The 15,827-nt window shown below is 38.4% G+C and carries 12 protein-coding genes; 1 reads left to right on the forward strand and 11 read right to left on the reverse strand.

The window, feature by feature from the left end:
- The first annotated feature begins 15 nt into the window (after nucleotides 1-15).
- Complete coding sequence (locus IX83_RS08720) at nucleotides 16-873, forward strand: 4'-phosphopantetheinyl transferase superfamily protein (RefSeq protein WP_051919565.1); 858 nt, start codon at nucleotides 16-18, stop codon at nucleotides 871-873.
- A 142-nt stretch (nucleotides 874-1,015) separates the two neighbouring features.
- Here the strand turns inward: IX83_RS08720 and IX83_RS07900 are convergent, their stop codons facing one another.
- The 11 genes from IX83_RS07900 to IX83_RS07950 form a co-directional block, all read right to left on the reverse strand.
- Nucleotides 1,016-1,228: a hypothetical protein gene (locus tag IX83_RS07900; RefSeq protein ID WP_143244797.1), complete on the reverse strand. Its 213-nt coding sequence runs from the start codon at nucleotides 1,226-1,228 to the stop codon at nucleotides 1,016-1,018.
- A 105-nt stretch (nucleotides 1,229-1,333) separates the two neighbouring features.
- Nucleotides 1,334-2,368 (reverse strand): Imm49 family immunity protein, encoded by a 1,035-nt coding sequence (locus IX83_RS07905; RefSeq protein ID WP_051919568.1) that lies wholly within the window; start codon nucleotides 2,366-2,368, stop codon nucleotides 1,334-1,336.
- Between the two features lie 121 nt (nucleotides 2,369-2,489).
- The gene (locus IX83_RS07910) at nucleotides 2,490-2,882 is read right to left on the reverse strand and encodes a hypothetical protein (protein ID WP_038501144.1); all 393 of its coding nucleotides are present in this window, start codon (nucleotides 2,880-2,882) and stop codon (nucleotides 2,490-2,492) included.
- Nucleotides 2,883-3,007: 125 nt separating this feature from the next.
- Complete coding sequence (locus IX83_RS07915; protein WP_038501147.1) at nucleotides 3,008-3,376, reverse strand: hypothetical protein; 369 nt, start codon at nucleotides 3,374-3,376, stop codon at nucleotides 3,008-3,010.
- A 3-nt stretch (nucleotides 3,377-3,379) separates the two neighbouring features.
- Complete coding sequence (locus tag IX83_RS09050) at nucleotides 3,380-3,892, reverse strand: hypothetical protein (protein WP_038501150.1); 513 nt, start codon at nucleotides 3,890-3,892, stop codon at nucleotides 3,380-3,382.
- Between the two features lie 138 nt (nucleotides 3,893-4,030).
- Entirely contained in the window at nucleotides 4,031-4,381 is a 351-nt protein-coding gene (locus tag IX83_RS07925; protein ID WP_038501153.1) for a hypothetical protein, read from the reverse strand.
- A complete protein-coding gene (locus tag IX83_RS07930; protein ID WP_038501155.1) occupies nucleotides 4,378-11,319 on the reverse strand; it encodes a two-partner secretion domain-containing protein in 6,942 nt (2,313 codons plus the stop codon). The genes IX83_RS07925 and IX83_RS07930 overlap by 4 nt, the downstream gene beginning before the upstream one ends.
- A gap of 33 nt (nucleotides 11,320-11,352) precedes the next feature.
- Nucleotides 11,353-13,086 carry a ShlB/FhaC/HecB family hemolysin secretion/activation protein gene (locus tag IX83_RS07935; RefSeq protein WP_201770241.1) on the reverse strand — a complete coding sequence of 578 codons (1,734 nt, stop codon included), beginning with the start codon at nucleotides 13,084-13,086 and terminating at the stop codon, nucleotides 11,353-11,355.
- Nucleotides 13,087-13,168: 82 nt separating this feature from the next.
- Nucleotides 13,169-13,621 carry a hypothetical protein gene (locus IX83_RS07940; RefSeq protein WP_038501160.1) on the reverse strand — a complete coding sequence of 151 codons (453 nt, stop codon included), beginning with the start codon at nucleotides 13,619-13,621 and terminating at the stop codon, nucleotides 13,169-13,171.
- On the reverse strand, nucleotides 13,618-14,406 hold the full coding sequence (locus IX83_RS07945) for a DUF3100 domain-containing protein (RefSeq protein WP_038501162.1): 789 nt from the start codon (nucleotides 14,404-14,406) through the stop codon (nucleotides 13,618-13,620). The genes IX83_RS07940 and IX83_RS07945 overlap by 4 nt, the downstream gene beginning before the upstream one ends.
- Nucleotides 14,407-14,415: 9 nt before the next feature.
- A complete protein-coding gene (locus tag IX83_RS07950; protein WP_038501165.1) occupies nucleotides 14,416-15,612 on the reverse strand; it encodes a M20 metallopeptidase family protein in 1,197 nt (398 codons plus the stop codon).
- Nucleotides 15,613-15,827 lie beyond the last annotated feature (215 nt).

The following is a 15,827-nucleotide window of genomic DNA, read 5'->3' on the forward strand; positions in this document are numbered from 1 at the left end:
GTGCCGATAGCATTTATGGACAACGATCCTATTACCCGTGTTATTTTGACTACTTGGCAAGATATCCACGTGCCTAAATGCTATCAGGCAGATCACTGGAAATCCGAACAAGCGACTCCAAAAGACATTCAAACATTATATTTATTACACCAGATTTTTCGTTATTTTCAACTTCCCGAATCGCTTTTAAATAACATCCAAATTCAAGATAATGGTCGCCCCTTTATTCCTAACTCACCAATTGATTTTAATATTAGCCATTCAGGGCCATACCTAGCCATCGCCGTCACTTCCTATCAAGCAGTCGGCGTGGATATTGAATCAAAAAACAAGAATCGATCTTGGTCCGCCCTATTACCTCACATTTTAAATACCCGTGAACAAGCTTATTTACAACCTTCTACAACGATACGCTCATCAACTCGTTCTACTCAACAGGCATTAAGCCATAAAAAGGGGGTTGGTATGACGATTGAAAAACAAGCTTATTCAAAGTGTCCACCCACTTCTCCATCAACCTTTTCTACCCAACAGGAATTAAAACATGAAGAATGGCTTGCTGTGACGATGGATCATGCAGAAAAAGAGGCGGCGAATAAAGAACAAAGCCTTTTTTTATCGCATTGGTGTATTAAAGAATCCATTCTTAAATCTCAAGGCAAAGGCATTGATGAACTCAAGCAAATCAGCGTCTTTCTCCAACAACAGCAATTCCAATCCACTTTCCCCTGCCCTCCTGCATGTTACCTCATTGAGAACGATCAATTTGTTTTAAGCATTGCTTCTCATACCGAGCCACAAATCTTTACTTACCATGGAGACGATCAATGGGAAAAATGTTCATTCTCCATGATCAAACTTCATTCATTTTAACGGTCCCCATAAAACCCAACCACCCAGCTTCACCTCGCACCTCTTTTAACATTTCGCTTAAAATACGACAAAAGAGAGGTGATATTTAGAAACAACTTACTACAGTTTCTAAATTTCTAACAGATAGATAGCGATGGTTGGTTTATTCTTTGTCCTCTTCATCATTAGACAAAACATTATTATCAAAATTCACCGTTTGTGTTTTTGGTCCGACTTGTCCCCAGACTTTTTTCTGATAAGCCTTTATCTCTTCTGCCTGTTTATTTTCTTCTAATGTATTTGGATCTTTAGGGAACATGAAATTAATCACCTCTTCATCCCGATAATAAGCTATATCATTTGGAAAATCACTCATCAAATAGCAACCCGATAAAAGAAATGATAAACCAAATATGACTAACTTTTTCATTGCTTTAGTATATAAAAAATCTTTGAATCCCTGTCTTACCATGATACATAATTATCTTGCAAATAATTTAAGTATTAGTCGATCAAACCAAGATAAACCCTTGCGTTTCTTTTGTTGTTCACGTTGATTTTCTTCAAAAATCGCATTCCAATAATTAATCCAATTCATAATTGGTTGGTCATAGTCAAACTCTTTCATAAAATCATAAGGATCGACATATTCTTCTGATTTAAGTGGTTTGTATTCGATTAATTCTTTGGGGGCAATAGGACTGTCAATGCCTAAATCAAATCCGTGAATAAAGGCGATTTTTGCATATAACAATACCTGTAGCTGTAAATAAAAATCAAACCATACTGTTGTGTCATATACAGCACGTTTGGCTAGTTTAGGTTCTAATAATTTATTTAATGCATCCTTCATTCCATCAACATTTTTATCGCATAAAGCAATATAAAACTCGTGGTCAGTAATCCTGATTCGGTAATGTCGAGCCTTATATTTATCTTGTAAATATAATTGACTTCTGCTTTTTAACAGCTCCCACTCTCCTGATAGTGCTAATAAGGTATTGGCATTAAAATAAGGACGTGGATCATCACTTTCGTAGCGAGTGTCAACAGAAACTATCTCATCTCGATGTTGAATTAAAAATCGAATTAAATCAGGGCTGTCAGACATAATACTGAGAAAGAAATGATCTACGTTAATACCATTGTAGGCCCACTGATAGTCATCTTTTGACAGTAGTAGTAATTTGCCTGCAATATAAGCATGTTTTTTAAATGCTTTTACATCAGCATTAAGTAATAAATCTAAAGAGGATTGGGCAGCATGATAATTACTAATCCTCCTCATTCGCATTAAAGGATTTCCTTCTTTTTCATTAATATAATCTATAGTTTCTTGGAGTGTGCTTATTGGCTTATCTCTTAAAGTTTTTGTTCCTTTGCGTATATCCACATCATAAAGATCAAAATAGCCTTTCCCATATAAATAATTGGCCCAATTTTGGCAGTGTTGTATACTTTCTTCATAACTCATCTTCGTAACACTACCTAAATACACAGTATAATTTTTTGACATAATATTTACTTCCTTACTTATTTTCTTTTATTGGGTATTTTTACGGGAATTAGTTTAATGGTGCCATCACGTTTATCAATGCCTGTGATACTGAAACAGATAAAAATAGTATTATTAAAATCTAATACATATACTTTATATTTCTTATGCAGGTTCTCGTATTATGTTGGTCTTGGGATAAACACCATTTTAAAGGTGGGCTAAAATGATAGCCTAACTCTTCATATAAGCATTTATCAATTAACTCAAATGCCATCTTTAAATAAGAGTTAAATTCTTCAGACTCCTCTTTGTTTTCATGAAATTTAATAAAACCTAGTTGTTCTTCTTTTTCATAAAGATATTTATATCTATCTCCTAGACTTGGAAAAATTTTTCCACTACAAATAGTATATTCTTCACGAGAAAGTTGTTTTCCATCTTTTTCCCAAAAGTCTGTTGCAGGTGGGGAACCAATTGCCCAATAAAAACATCCTGATAATAATAAAGGAAGTAAAAATATAAGTTTTTTCATTACTCATTATCCTCTTGTAAAACATTATTACTAAAATTTATAGTTTTTATTATCGGCCCGATTTGTCCCCAGAGTTTTTCAGATAATGTTGTACTCGTCTCTCCCACACCAATACATCTGCAATATTACTCCGAAAAAAAATCTCTTCTTATGTAATCTCTATAAGCTTTGCATATTTCAGGCCTGTTAGCACAATACAATATAGGATGTTTTACTTTATATACATAGCCCATTTCGTATAAACATTTTCCTAAAGGAGGGTAGGTTTTATCAAAGTTTCCTGTCCTTATAACTTCCTCAGTGTCGACAACTATACCCATGACTTCAAATATAGCTTTGTCGTCACAAAATCTAAAATCTTCATTAGTTACTTCTTCCTCGGTTTCTGCATCAACCCAACTAGCATAGCTATATATCTCAAAAGGTTCTCTATAAAGAAACGGAAAGCATCCTGTTAAAAGAAATGATATGACAATGATGACTAACTTTTTCATTGCTTACTCTCCCTCACTATTAGGATTAACTTCATTGAAAACTCGAACTCCTTTTGAATCAGGGTACATATTCATAAGAATTTCTTTGACCTTATGCATTGCTTGCCTACTTTTTTCATCACCTGGATAATACACATACTTCAAATTATTAATGTTCTGATTAGCTTCAGAATGTGCATCGAATACAGACAAGTTGCCTCGATTAGGTTTGGCATTGGGGTTGTCTCCTATCATACCATATCCCAAGTTTCTTAAAAGAGGCAATCCTTCGTAAACAAAATCGCCCTTAATGCCATGATATAGCGTTTTAACCTTTTTAAATAAGGTTCTGGATTGTTTATCGATTTCAATCGAAGGATAGGATCCACCTAAATGTAAATACTCTACATTAGTGTTATCATATCTTTGTCCAAGATAAGCTGACCAATTCAGCATATTTTTATTACCTGACTCTTCGGCTTGTGCGGTAGAGGTAATCAACTCACCTTTTAGGTTGGTATGCTGATTAACATTCACTTGATAGCCCTCATCGCCTGCAAATAGTCCTGATTACTTTTAAACACCTTAAAGATTTAGATTATCCTCATCAAAAACATGATTCTGGACTTATTGGCAATTTATCGGATACAAGTATCCGACCTTTTTATAAATTGATTATTTTCTATATTTGTTCCATTTTTTACAAGTTCTCTCAAATCTATAACAATATTTCCAACTAGCATTAAACCTATATCCTTTTTGATATAAACAAGCCCCCTCAAGATTCCCAACTTTCTCTTGATCATCTGGATTAGCAGCTATTTCTAATCCACCTACAACTTTTGTTTCAAATGGTGCTAATGCTTGAGCATAACATTCTCTAACAGTATCTCCAGAAGGAGAAGTATTATTATTTTGATGAACCCATATATCCTCATTCCAAAATGAAGAATACGGCGGATACCAAACCCAGAGACAACCACTTACGCAACAGGCTAAATATAAAATAGTAATTTTTTTTATCATTTGTCATCTCCAACAATATTGAACTTTCTGATTCCATCTTGATGAGTTTTGTTTAAAATATCTAAAGTGTTTTTCCATTTTTCAGCAGATTTTTCATTATTTTCATCATAAACAAACTTCAAATTATTAATATTCTGGTTGGCTTCAGAATGTGCTTCTAATGTAGATAAGTCTGCTCGATTGGGCTTGGCATTTGGGTTATTCCCTATCATACCTAGCCCCAAGTTTCTTAAAAGAGGCAATCCTTCGTAAACAAAATCGCCCTTAACGCCATGATATAGCGTTTTAACCTTTTTAAATAAGGTTCTGGATTGTTTATCGATTTCAATCGAAGGATAGGATCCACCTAAATGTAAATACTCTACATTAGTGTTATCATATCTTTGTCCAAGATAAGCTGACCAATTCAGCATATTTTTATTACCTGACACCCCTAAACTATGAGCCACGTTTTTTAGCGTATACTCTGGCTCTCCATGCAATCTTGCATAAGCATTATATTCATCTAATTTTTTTGCAATTTGAGCATGATCTCTCGTCGCATTAGATGCTCCGAATATTGCTGGCATGTTTGCCCAAGCTCTAAAACGTTCAAAACCAGTAAATAAAAATTCACTTAATATTCCCGCACTGCCTCGATTAAGGATTACGGCTGTATCATTAATAGAGGCTAAATCATCATCATATAAAATAGCAGTGCTAACTTTCTGTACTCTTGTTAAATTCAACATACCTGCGGTGGAAACCTTACTTAATAGCGCAGCTTGTTCTTTGGTTAACCGTTCTTCACTATACAGTATCCGTTTAAGTTCTTGGGAGTTATCTTTATCGTAATCTAAGCAAGACATATGATTACAATTTGTGGTTTTAGGTTGAATAGTAAATAGAGAGTCTTCATTTTTCTCCATTTTGTAGTAAATTTCATCACCTTGATTGTTGAAATTATTCACAAACTCAGTTGCAGTGTTTAAATCACGTTCTAAATTCGAGCGAATGGTCTGGATATCTGCTTTTTCAACTGATTGATGAAGATTAATCTTAGGAAGATTTTGTAAACTTTCTTCAACACTTTTACCTGTAAGAGCCAATTGTTTTTCCGCATCACGTATCTTGATGTGCTCCGTATTGATTGAACTAGTGGTGATACCGTTTTGACTACCTTTATCGCTAACTTGTCCGAGTAATGCAGTTGCAATGCCTTTGGTAACTCCCCAATTGCCTTGGTTTGCAATACCTGCAACACCGCTATATTCTACTTTAGCAGAACCATCTTTAGCATTTTCTCCGATGGGTTGTAGTTTCTTGCCGTCAATTTCTTTTGGTGCAGTACCTCCACTTATGGTAACCCCGCCACTTAATCCAAAACCTTTTGCAGAATAACTGCTATGGTTTTGAATATCAGAATAAGAGAGCGTTCCCGTCTCAAAACGGTTCTTACCTGACTCTTCGGCTTGTGCGGTAGAGGTAATTAACGCTCCTTTTAAATCTGTGTGGTTATGTACATCAATTTGATAGCCCTCATCGCCTGCAAATAAGCCAGATTGTTCTTGTACGCTGGCGTAATCTGCTTTCATTTTTGATTGATTAAAGCTGGCTGAACCAGAGAAACCATAACCAACTGTCACTTGTCCGCTGACGTTCATTTGTTTACTTTCATAACGCATGGTATCTTGTAAGCTGGCTATATTAAGGTTATCTGCGTTAAGGACAATGCTTTTACCTTGTACTTGAGCACCACGAATAGATGTGTCACCGCCACTTTGAATGAGAGTTTGACTCGCTTTATCGCCGACATGACTGTTACGCCAAGTGACTTCATCACCGTTGCCATAGCCTTTGCCGTAGTTGCCACCAGCAGTGACTCCGAAAGCAAATCCATTCGATCCATAACTGATGGCTACACCAGCATTAAAGCCACTGGATTTATTTTTACTGCGTTCTTGGTGAGTTTGTTTTGCGGCGAGTAAATTAATCTCATCGTCAGCTTGTAAGAGTGTGCCTTGTTTGCCCGATACATCCGACCCCACAATATGAATATCTGATGCTTTGTCTGCACCAGTGGCGACCATAGTGATTTTTCCACCAGCATTAACAGCACTATTAGCCGCTGTATTGCCTTGAATATCGGTGGTTTGGACATTCTTTTGTTGACCATAAGTGATGGATACACTGACATTGGCACCTTCAGCCAAATTACCATTCGCCATTTGACTTAGGCTTTCTTTGGCTTGCATTAAACCCTGTCCTGCTCGATAAGCACTCCAAGCGGTATTAGCACTAGTCATTGCATTGATTCGGTTGTTTTTACTGTCGCCGATTAATTTAGCTTCTTTTGCTACAGCGAAAGCACTTTGGACGGCTTGTATGACAGGAACATTTATCGCAATGGTTAAGCCCTTTTGTTCCATCGTGTGTTTGTAATGGCTTGTATATTTGTCATCGGCCGCTAAAATAGCAATGTTTTTCGCAATAATATTGACATCGCTTTCAAGTGAAGACACGGTACTTCCTTGCTGACGGTAATCATCTTGAGCAAGTAAAGTAGTGATGCCATTTAAGCTACCGACTTGGCTAGCGGTGGCGTAATATTTGCTTTGATCATTTTCAGTCGTGACTTTTTTACTGCCAATGGTAAACCCAAACCCTGAACCCATTAAACCTGATTTTGTGGTTTTCTCAAAATCTTGTTCAAAGACACGGTTCTCTGCTTCTTTAATCGTCAGGTTTTTAGCACGAGCGTCGAGTTGATTTTCTGCGACAATATTGGATCCTTGAACCGTCAAATTAGCAAGGCTTTGTAATATCACATTTTTGCCATCTAGGGTTGAGCCTTTAGCTAAATCGTAATCATGATCGTGTTTGGTAACATAAGTGGTGGATTGCAAGAAGCCACTACGTTTTACTTTGCCTGCAGATGAAAGTTGTTCCTTGTCTCTGCCTTCTTCAATGCGGATATCACCCTGCGAAAGCAAGTGAATATCACCTTGTTCGCTATGGACAGTTCCTTGACGAACTACAGTGCCTTGTTCACTTGAAAGCGTGATATCGCCAGTTGCATTAATCTGTGAACCTACTTCTTGTTGTTGATGGAGACGATAGTAATTATCTGCATTCGCATTGTAATGGGTTTTGTTTAAGGTATTGAGTGTGCCTACATCAATATGTTGGCCTTGCACCAGTATTTCGCCTGCACTGTTGAGTATCGCTCCTTTAATGGTGACATCTTCAGGGCTGTAAATAATCAACTTACCATTTTTATCTTGCACATTCACATTGGCAACTTGATCAACATGAGTACGTTCAAATTCATTCCCAAATTGATTGTCGCGACGACTACTAGTGGTGCTGGCGATCTCAACGCCATTTTGTCCTATTAAAGTAGCTGAGCTAAGTGCTTCGATTCTACCACCAAGATTGACTAATTTTTGATTGGCACGCAGATCCACTGAATCTCCTAAGACCACGCCCTGATTACTTAGGTTATTGCTAGAAAGTGCGGTAAGATTCTGTCCTGCTATGGTTCCTGTGTTAGTTAATTCACCGTTGAAGCTTCCTATAATATTTTGTGCAGAAATTAATGCTCCTTGTGAACTCACATCAAGATGACGGGAAACTAAGTAAACTTGAGGAGTAAGCACCGTGATGGTTTTACCATTAGGTAATGTAACGTCTTGGTTAACAAACCACACCATATCGCTGGTAAGTTCTGACATTTGTTCGGCGGTTAAACCTACGCCTAAGCTCAGGTTAAATTGCTTGGCATAATGAATACCATTATCCATTAACGCCTTATATTGCTCTATGTCAGAACTATAATTATCTAGGAAGCGACGACCAGTAAGTTGATTAATTTGTTCGTTAATTAAACGCTGTTCATAATAACCATCTCCCAAGCGTTTCTGTACATTTTCATGGTTTGAACGTAACGCGGTAAACATATAGTCAGAACTGAGCCATTGTTTACGGTTAATAAAACGAGCATCGGTTTCTACTAAATAGCCATTTGGTGCATCAGGATTGATTTTATAAAGGCTCTCTTGTGGTAGTCGAATATCTGCTAAATGAGTTTTAACCTTAGTGTCATGTTCATCGTTATGAGTGGTTACTTCCCCAGAAATGATTGCATCTTGTGTAGCGAGGGAAACATTTTTCAACGAGACGTTTTCATGAGTCGTTTGATTGGCGATGTTAATTGCGGTACTGTGAATCGGAGTGCCGATTTCATTTAGCACTAAATTGAAATTAAAATACTGAGTGGGGTGTGTCTCTTTGAAATTACCTCCACCATCACCATAAACAGCCCAGCGTTTTTTACCTAAAAAACCATAACGATGACGATGCTTGGCAAAACTACTCCAACGTCCTGTATCCGTGATATCAATAGATCCCAAGGTATCTATATTTTTAAGCACAACACCATCAGTGGCCTGTAAGTTGTTATTTTGAGGGTTGTTTGCAAAACTGGTATCGCCTAATAATAATTGGTGACCTACAGATAGGGTAGAAGTATTGTTTTCAAGTTCATTCCCTGACAGATGGAGATCGCCGCCAATTAGAATTTTCGCTGGGTCTCGTTGTTCAATCGTTGAAGTAATGGTGTGGCGATTGTAACCCCAAGTCACCCAGCCATTGGCTGCAATGGTTCTTCCATCATTCAGCCTTAAATAAGAGTTTCTATCCCGTTTATTGTTATTTTTTAAATCAAACCGACCATGCGTACCATCTTTATCTACTAATACGTAGCGTTGAGAAGCATTTTTTGGTGCATATTCAACTCGCCGTTCATCAGTATGATTCTCGCCCAAGGTTAAATACAAATCGTGATTAAATAGTCTTTCGGTATGAATACTTCCATTACCTAAAGCTTCAATCGTCGCACTACCATTATCAATTAGCTTGGCGTAACCCGTTGCCTGATGATTGCTATCAAGCATGCCTCCAATTGCTAAATCTCCAAGACTTAATACAAGGCTGTGATCACGATTGAGTAAGGTGTTAACACCAAGATTAAGAGATTGGCGAGCAGCGATAGTGGCGGATTGATCGTCCTCTTTTACATTGTTTAATTGATCTGTTTGAATAGCCAACTGATCGCCATAAATCCTGCCTGAACCTACATTGTTTAAGGTAACAGTGTTGATAACGTTAGTCGTGCCATCAATCAATCCATAATTGCTTAAAGTTTTGCTGGTAATTAAAGTATGCGTTGAGGAAATTTCGGCATTCTTACTATTTAACAGATTGTTGGCGGTCACCGTTGCTTGGTTGCCCACCACCAGTTCAGCATGGTTGACAAAGTCGCCAGCTGTACTAAAATCTAGATTGTTACCAATTTGAAATGCTTGATTTAAGCTGAAGTCATCCATCAGTTTGATACGGGCATCGCCTTGGGTTTTAATAGTTCCTTCTTGTACTAATCCTTTGGCATCAATATCAATCTTATGTCCTGCTTCAATCAATCCATCTTGGTTATTGATTAATAGTTGTGGGGAGAAAAAGGATACTGCATTACCGCCTAACATCTCGCCATGTTGATTATTTAAGGTTTGAGCTACTTTTGCAGAGAGATTTTCAGAGGCATAAATCCCACCACCTTGGTTAGCGACATCATTGGCAGTTAAGTGAACGTCTCCACCCCAAATTAACCCATCGTTATTGTTAATTTGAGTCGCTTGATATTGAATATTCTGTTGGGCTACTGTTGTGCCTTTTTGATTGATACTCGTTTTGGCGGTTAAATTGGCATTACCGTGACGAGCAATTATTTGTCCCTGTTGGTTTATGTCAGTAGTAGAGGTTAACTTAATATCTTTTTTATTTGATTCAATGCGTCCTATATTTTCAATCTGCTGGGCGTTCACGTTTACTTGTTGTTCGGCATGGATGATATTTTTATTAACAAGCCGCCCTTGTGAGTCAATTAATATCTCTCCTGCCGTCGCTCCAATGTGCCCCGCATTGCGTACGCCAAGACCTTGATCTGTACCTACCAAATGGATTTTTTCCGCATACATCCCGCCAAGTTCTGTCACATCTAAAGCATAATATGGGGTCTTTTCATTGAGATTTTCACCATCAATACGGATAATTTTTAATTCACGATCAGTTTGATCACTATCTGACGGTTGGACAGTATTTTTGCCAGTCACGACATTGAGTTTTTTGCCTGCCCAAATACCCGCATTAATTTCTGCCTCTCTAGCAAGGATATCGGTATAATCAACACGACTGTTATCTAGGCCTCGACCACTGACTTTTACTTGACCTTTTTCGACCTGAAAACCCGCTACACGGCCATCTTCAAGAATTGGTTTACCTGTGGTCATGGTTGAACGACTTGCATTAATCGTACCGCACCCATCGCAATGAAGTCCATTTGGATTGGCAATAATCACTTCGGCTTTTTTCCCTGCAACTTCAAGGTAACCCTTGAGTTGGCTTGGATGGGTGGAAGTCACTTCGTTAAGAATTACTTTGGCTTCACTATGAGCAAGATAGGGATTGCCCTGCACCCAGCCTGCTTGCTGCGTTTGTGTGGCTTTATGGCTATTATTAAGAATTGCTCCTTTGTTATCCACATTAAAATCTTGGTATTTATTATGAGAAAGCCCTTTGTCATTTGGTGTTTGAATATTAACCTGTGGCAATCCATTGGCTGTTTGGATAATAATAGGCTGTTGATTTTTAGGTGCATTAGGATCGGCTTTGATGATCAGTGTATCTGCTGATACATAAGAGGACACGGTAACAAAACCCAAGGCACAGAGTAAACGGAAAGTCAGCGGTTTTAAAGTGCCTAAAATGGGCAAAAAACTTACCGCATGTTGCATTTGAGGTATGGTATTTTTTGATTTACTTTCGGATTTTGCCAATTCCGAAACCGCGACAAAACGTTGTAAGGTTTTGCTAAAAATAACACGAAAGTAACGTTTGTTCATCAGAAAATCCCCGTTTAACTCTAATGCAATGTATTAAAAGTTTAAACCAATATTGAAACCTGTTGTGATATTTGTTGTTTTAAAACCATTTGGTTTATACAAAGGCCGCCCAACAAAAACATCATAATAAAAATGCCTCCAATTTCCACGCAATCCAAGGGCTGTACCTATTAAATAATGTCCTAATCGCATCTCATCATCACGTCCTGTGACCCTACCACCATCCAAGGCTAGATAAACCCAATGTCCTTGATTAGCGATATTCCAGCTCAATTCGTTACGCCACAACCAACCACGTTCCCCTGATAAATTAAGCTCCCCATCGAACCCACGTACTGTATAACGTCCAACAATACTGAATCTATCTTGTTGGATAAGAGGAGTTTTGTTCCATTGAGCAGACCAACTCGTATTAAATACAAACGACTGTTTTCCTATATTAAAAGGATAATTCATTTCTACTGAAGCCGTTATAATTTTAGGACGAGAAGTGCCCTCTCCCCAATATTCTTCAGGAGCAGGTATAGAGCGACGCACACCTGTTCCCCACTTAAACCCTGCAGAAAGCTTAAGTGTGGTCGCTTTAATATATTCAATATGACTAAGATTGATCTGCCAACCAGCCATTCGACGACGTTGAACCTCGATTTCGAATTGATCGATGTAGTTTTTCGAGTGCCGAGACCAAAAACCCCCTGAAAGTGTCGTTTTACGTACAGCATCACGATAAAGAAGATAGCTAATATTGACATTGCTTGTTTCACTACGTCCAGAGTAGAGATAGGTATTGTTAAATGCCCCAAACACCTCTTGATGGTAGTCCGTTTTATATAGTGAGGCAGACAGCGTCCAATAAGCAAAAGGAATGGAGTAATAAAAACCATAGTTTTGAGTTGCACGACGACCTAGTTCATCGCTGTGACGTTTTAGACTATGTGTGAAAGTGGCATAAAATAAGTCATTAGCAGAAAAGAGATTATCCCATGAAACCGTAGTTGATCCTTGCCATTTGCCCGTGGATTTGGATCCCGAATCATCCAAATTTAAATTTAGTCGAAAAGGAAAACGCTGTTGATAAGTGATTTTTATATCGCTTTCTCCAATCTGAGTGCTATCAGCAGGAAGAATTTCAACATTAGCATCAGCTGTTGGCACACGTTTTAAATTCTCTAACGACTGTTCAATATCTCGCACATTCAATATATCACCTTGTTCAAATGCGATCGCTGTTTTTGCCGTCAGTTTACTAAACCAAGGAATGCGACTGGCATCTGCAATAATTGTATGGCGAACGCGACCTGGAATAATAGTTAAAGAAAATACACCTTGATTTAGGTCTTGTTCGCTTGCTACTACTCTTGTGGTGACATAGCCTCGCTCAATAATATTATTTTGTACTTGCTTCATTAAAACACTTAATCCATTAACCCCAAAACAATGAGGTAATTGGAGGTTTAACTGTTTGACAGCTTTATTTAACGCCCATTGAAATTGGCTGGATTGAGAAAGGTTATTGGAAGAGGCGTAGTCAATTAAGGAAATCTGTTGAATGGCATAGCAAGGGGATTCATTAATGGGAAGTGTGGTGGTTTTTTCAGAAGAAATTTCCATTCTCACATCAGCGTCCGAACGAAGTTTCTCTTTTTGTTGCTGAATCTGTTCATGTTGACGTTGTTGCTGTATAGCATCGATACGATTTAATTCGGGAGAAGGTCGTTCTGCTGCCAACAAAAATGATGAGAAACTGCAAAGCCAAATCAATGCCACTATTTTTTTTCATACACAGCTCTACCTAATAAACCAACCATCACTATCTATCAAGATGTTAGGTATATACACCTAACATCCCTTAAACCAAGCCTTGGAAACGCAACACGATTTCTGCAATAATAGCAGAGCCTAAATAAGTTCCCAAAAATACTGCTAGACACACCACCATCGCACGCCAGCCTAAACGACGAAAATCCGCCCAATTTCGACCAATGGAAATACCGGCATAAGCCAAGCAAGGCGTGGTGATAGACAAAAGGCTAATTTTGCCCGTGTAATAAACAAACGTCTCTGAAAATGGCACAGAAGGTAAGGTAACAATCAACGCAAATAGTGAAATATAGCCGATACTTGGCATAGGAAAAGGAATCACTTCTGCAGCGATCATGCCCAAAAGCGTCAATCCTAATAACATCAGTAAGCCTATTGCTGCTTCATCAAAGCTTGATCCGTAACCGATCACATTACCCGTCAAATTAATCGCACAAAATATCGCCAATAAAATAAACCATTCAACAATCTTAGTACTCATTTTTTATTCCCTCTCAAACGATTTAAATGACGATACAAAAATTCACATAAAGGCAATCCAATAAAAATACTTACATAGATACCGGTAACCGTAGAAATCAAGTTACTTGCCCCTGCAAGTGCCACAATCTGGTCCTGATTTTCAGGCGATAGGGCAATCAGAGTACCGCTAGCAGCGGCCATCATACTAGCACTACCTACACCTGAAGCCATCGCCAGTGCCTGAATACTTAATGGCGTAAACTCAGCCAAAATGCCCGCCAACAGACCTAAAAATATCGCACCAAATAAAATACCAAAGATATAAATCGCTAATAAGCCTCGCCCCTCTTCAGAATTTAGTCCGTACTTCTGTGCCACCAAACCCAAATTAGGCTCACGTCCCAAAGAATGTGTCATCCCAATACTTTCTCGTTTAAAGCCCAGCAAAATAGCCAATGGAAGACCCAACAAAATCGTACCCAAGTTACCAATTTCTTGTAGTAATAATGCAGGTCCCATCGACAAAATATGATTCAACTGAGGACCAATGACGGTGCCGATTTTTGCCATTAGCACACCTAAACCCAAAAGAATCATGGGTTCTGCATGCGTGGAACGTTGCTCTGATACCATGGGCGTAAAATAGGATAACAAACCAAGCACCAAAGCATACAGCAAAGGAATCAGGACAATCCGATTGTTGCCTACAGGAATATCGATTCGCCCAATCAACTCGGCAATGATAACGATAGCCAATACCATCGCATGTAATCGCCAATCTTTAATAATATTCTTTTGAATCATTTTGTCTCCTTACTTTTTTATAGGAACAGAAAGTATGTTTTTTGCAATGCCTAAATAAATTTGAACACCTAACTCTAGATCTCGTTCATTGGGCAAAAACTCAGGTGTGTGTAATTTATAACGTCCTCCAGCACCATCATTCACCCCTAAAAACATATAACATCCTGGCACCTGCTCCAAGAAAAATGAAAAATCTTCGCTTGCCATACTTGGATATTCTAAATACTCAGGCGCTTCTGCACCCAATGTTTCAGCAATAACTCCCTGCACAAAATCAATATGATCTTCATGATTAACTGTCACGGGAAAAGCACTTGAATAATGAATATTCGCTTGCAAGCGGAACGTTTCTGCAATACCTTTTGTAATACGTTCTAAAGCATCTTTAGCACGCGCACGAGTTTGTGGATTTAAAGTGCGAATATTACCTTCAAGCACCGATTTTGCTGCAATCACATTGGACTCATTACCGCTATTTAACTTACCAATCGCCACCACACATGAATCCAGCGGACTAATCTCACGACTGGTTATGGTCTGTAAAGCAATAATTAAATGAGCCGCACCCACTAAAGCATCACGCCCTTGTTGAGGCATCGCACCATGTCCGCTTTGTCCAATCAGCTGAATTGAAAACGCATCAATACTTGCCATCAACGCATTTTTACGTAACCCAATTTTGCCAGAAGGCAAATCAGGCCAAACATGAAACCCGTAGATTGCTTGAACGGGAGGATCGTTTAGACAACCCTCTTCTATCATTTTCTTTGCCCCACCCAGCATTTCTTCTGCCGGTTGAAAAATAAACTTAATGCTACCTGATAGCTGATCACGATGACGAGTTAAAATACGTGCTGCCGTCAATAGCATGGCTACATGGGTATCATGACCACAGGCATGCATCTGATTAGTGTGTTTAGAAGCAAAAGAAACCTGTGTTTTTTCCTCAATCGGCAAGGCGTCCATATCGGCACGAAATCCTATGACTGGACCAGGGTTAGCCCCTTCCAACACAGCCACTACGCCCGTTTCTGCAATCTGCGTTTTTGGAGTCAATCCAAATGAACGCAACTCATCTGCAATCAAACGCGATGTCTTAAATTCTTGATAGCCCAATTCTGGATGCTCATGAATCTGTCTGCGAATACGTGATAAATAGGCCTTATCCGCTTCTGTAAACAGCCCCTCCCAAGATAAATCTACCATTTTATACCCCTTTATAAAGAATTCATTTCATCGTTCCAATTTAAAATGAGTACTCGTGTTTGTCAAATTTATTTCTCTTTTTTAGCGTGCGGTGCAGTCAATATGTCTCATTTATGCTGATTGTGATATTGATGTCACCTCATATAATTACTGCAGATGGAAAGGTCACGAAATCATTGATTAATCGAATAATAAGTAATGGTAAATAAGGTTTT

This window comes from Basilea psittacipulmonis DSM 24701, from assembly GCF_000743945.1.
In the GTDB taxonomy this organism is placed as follows: domain Bacteria; phylum Pseudomonadota; class Gammaproteobacteria; order Burkholderiales; family Burkholderiaceae_B; genus Basilea; species Basilea psittacipulmonis.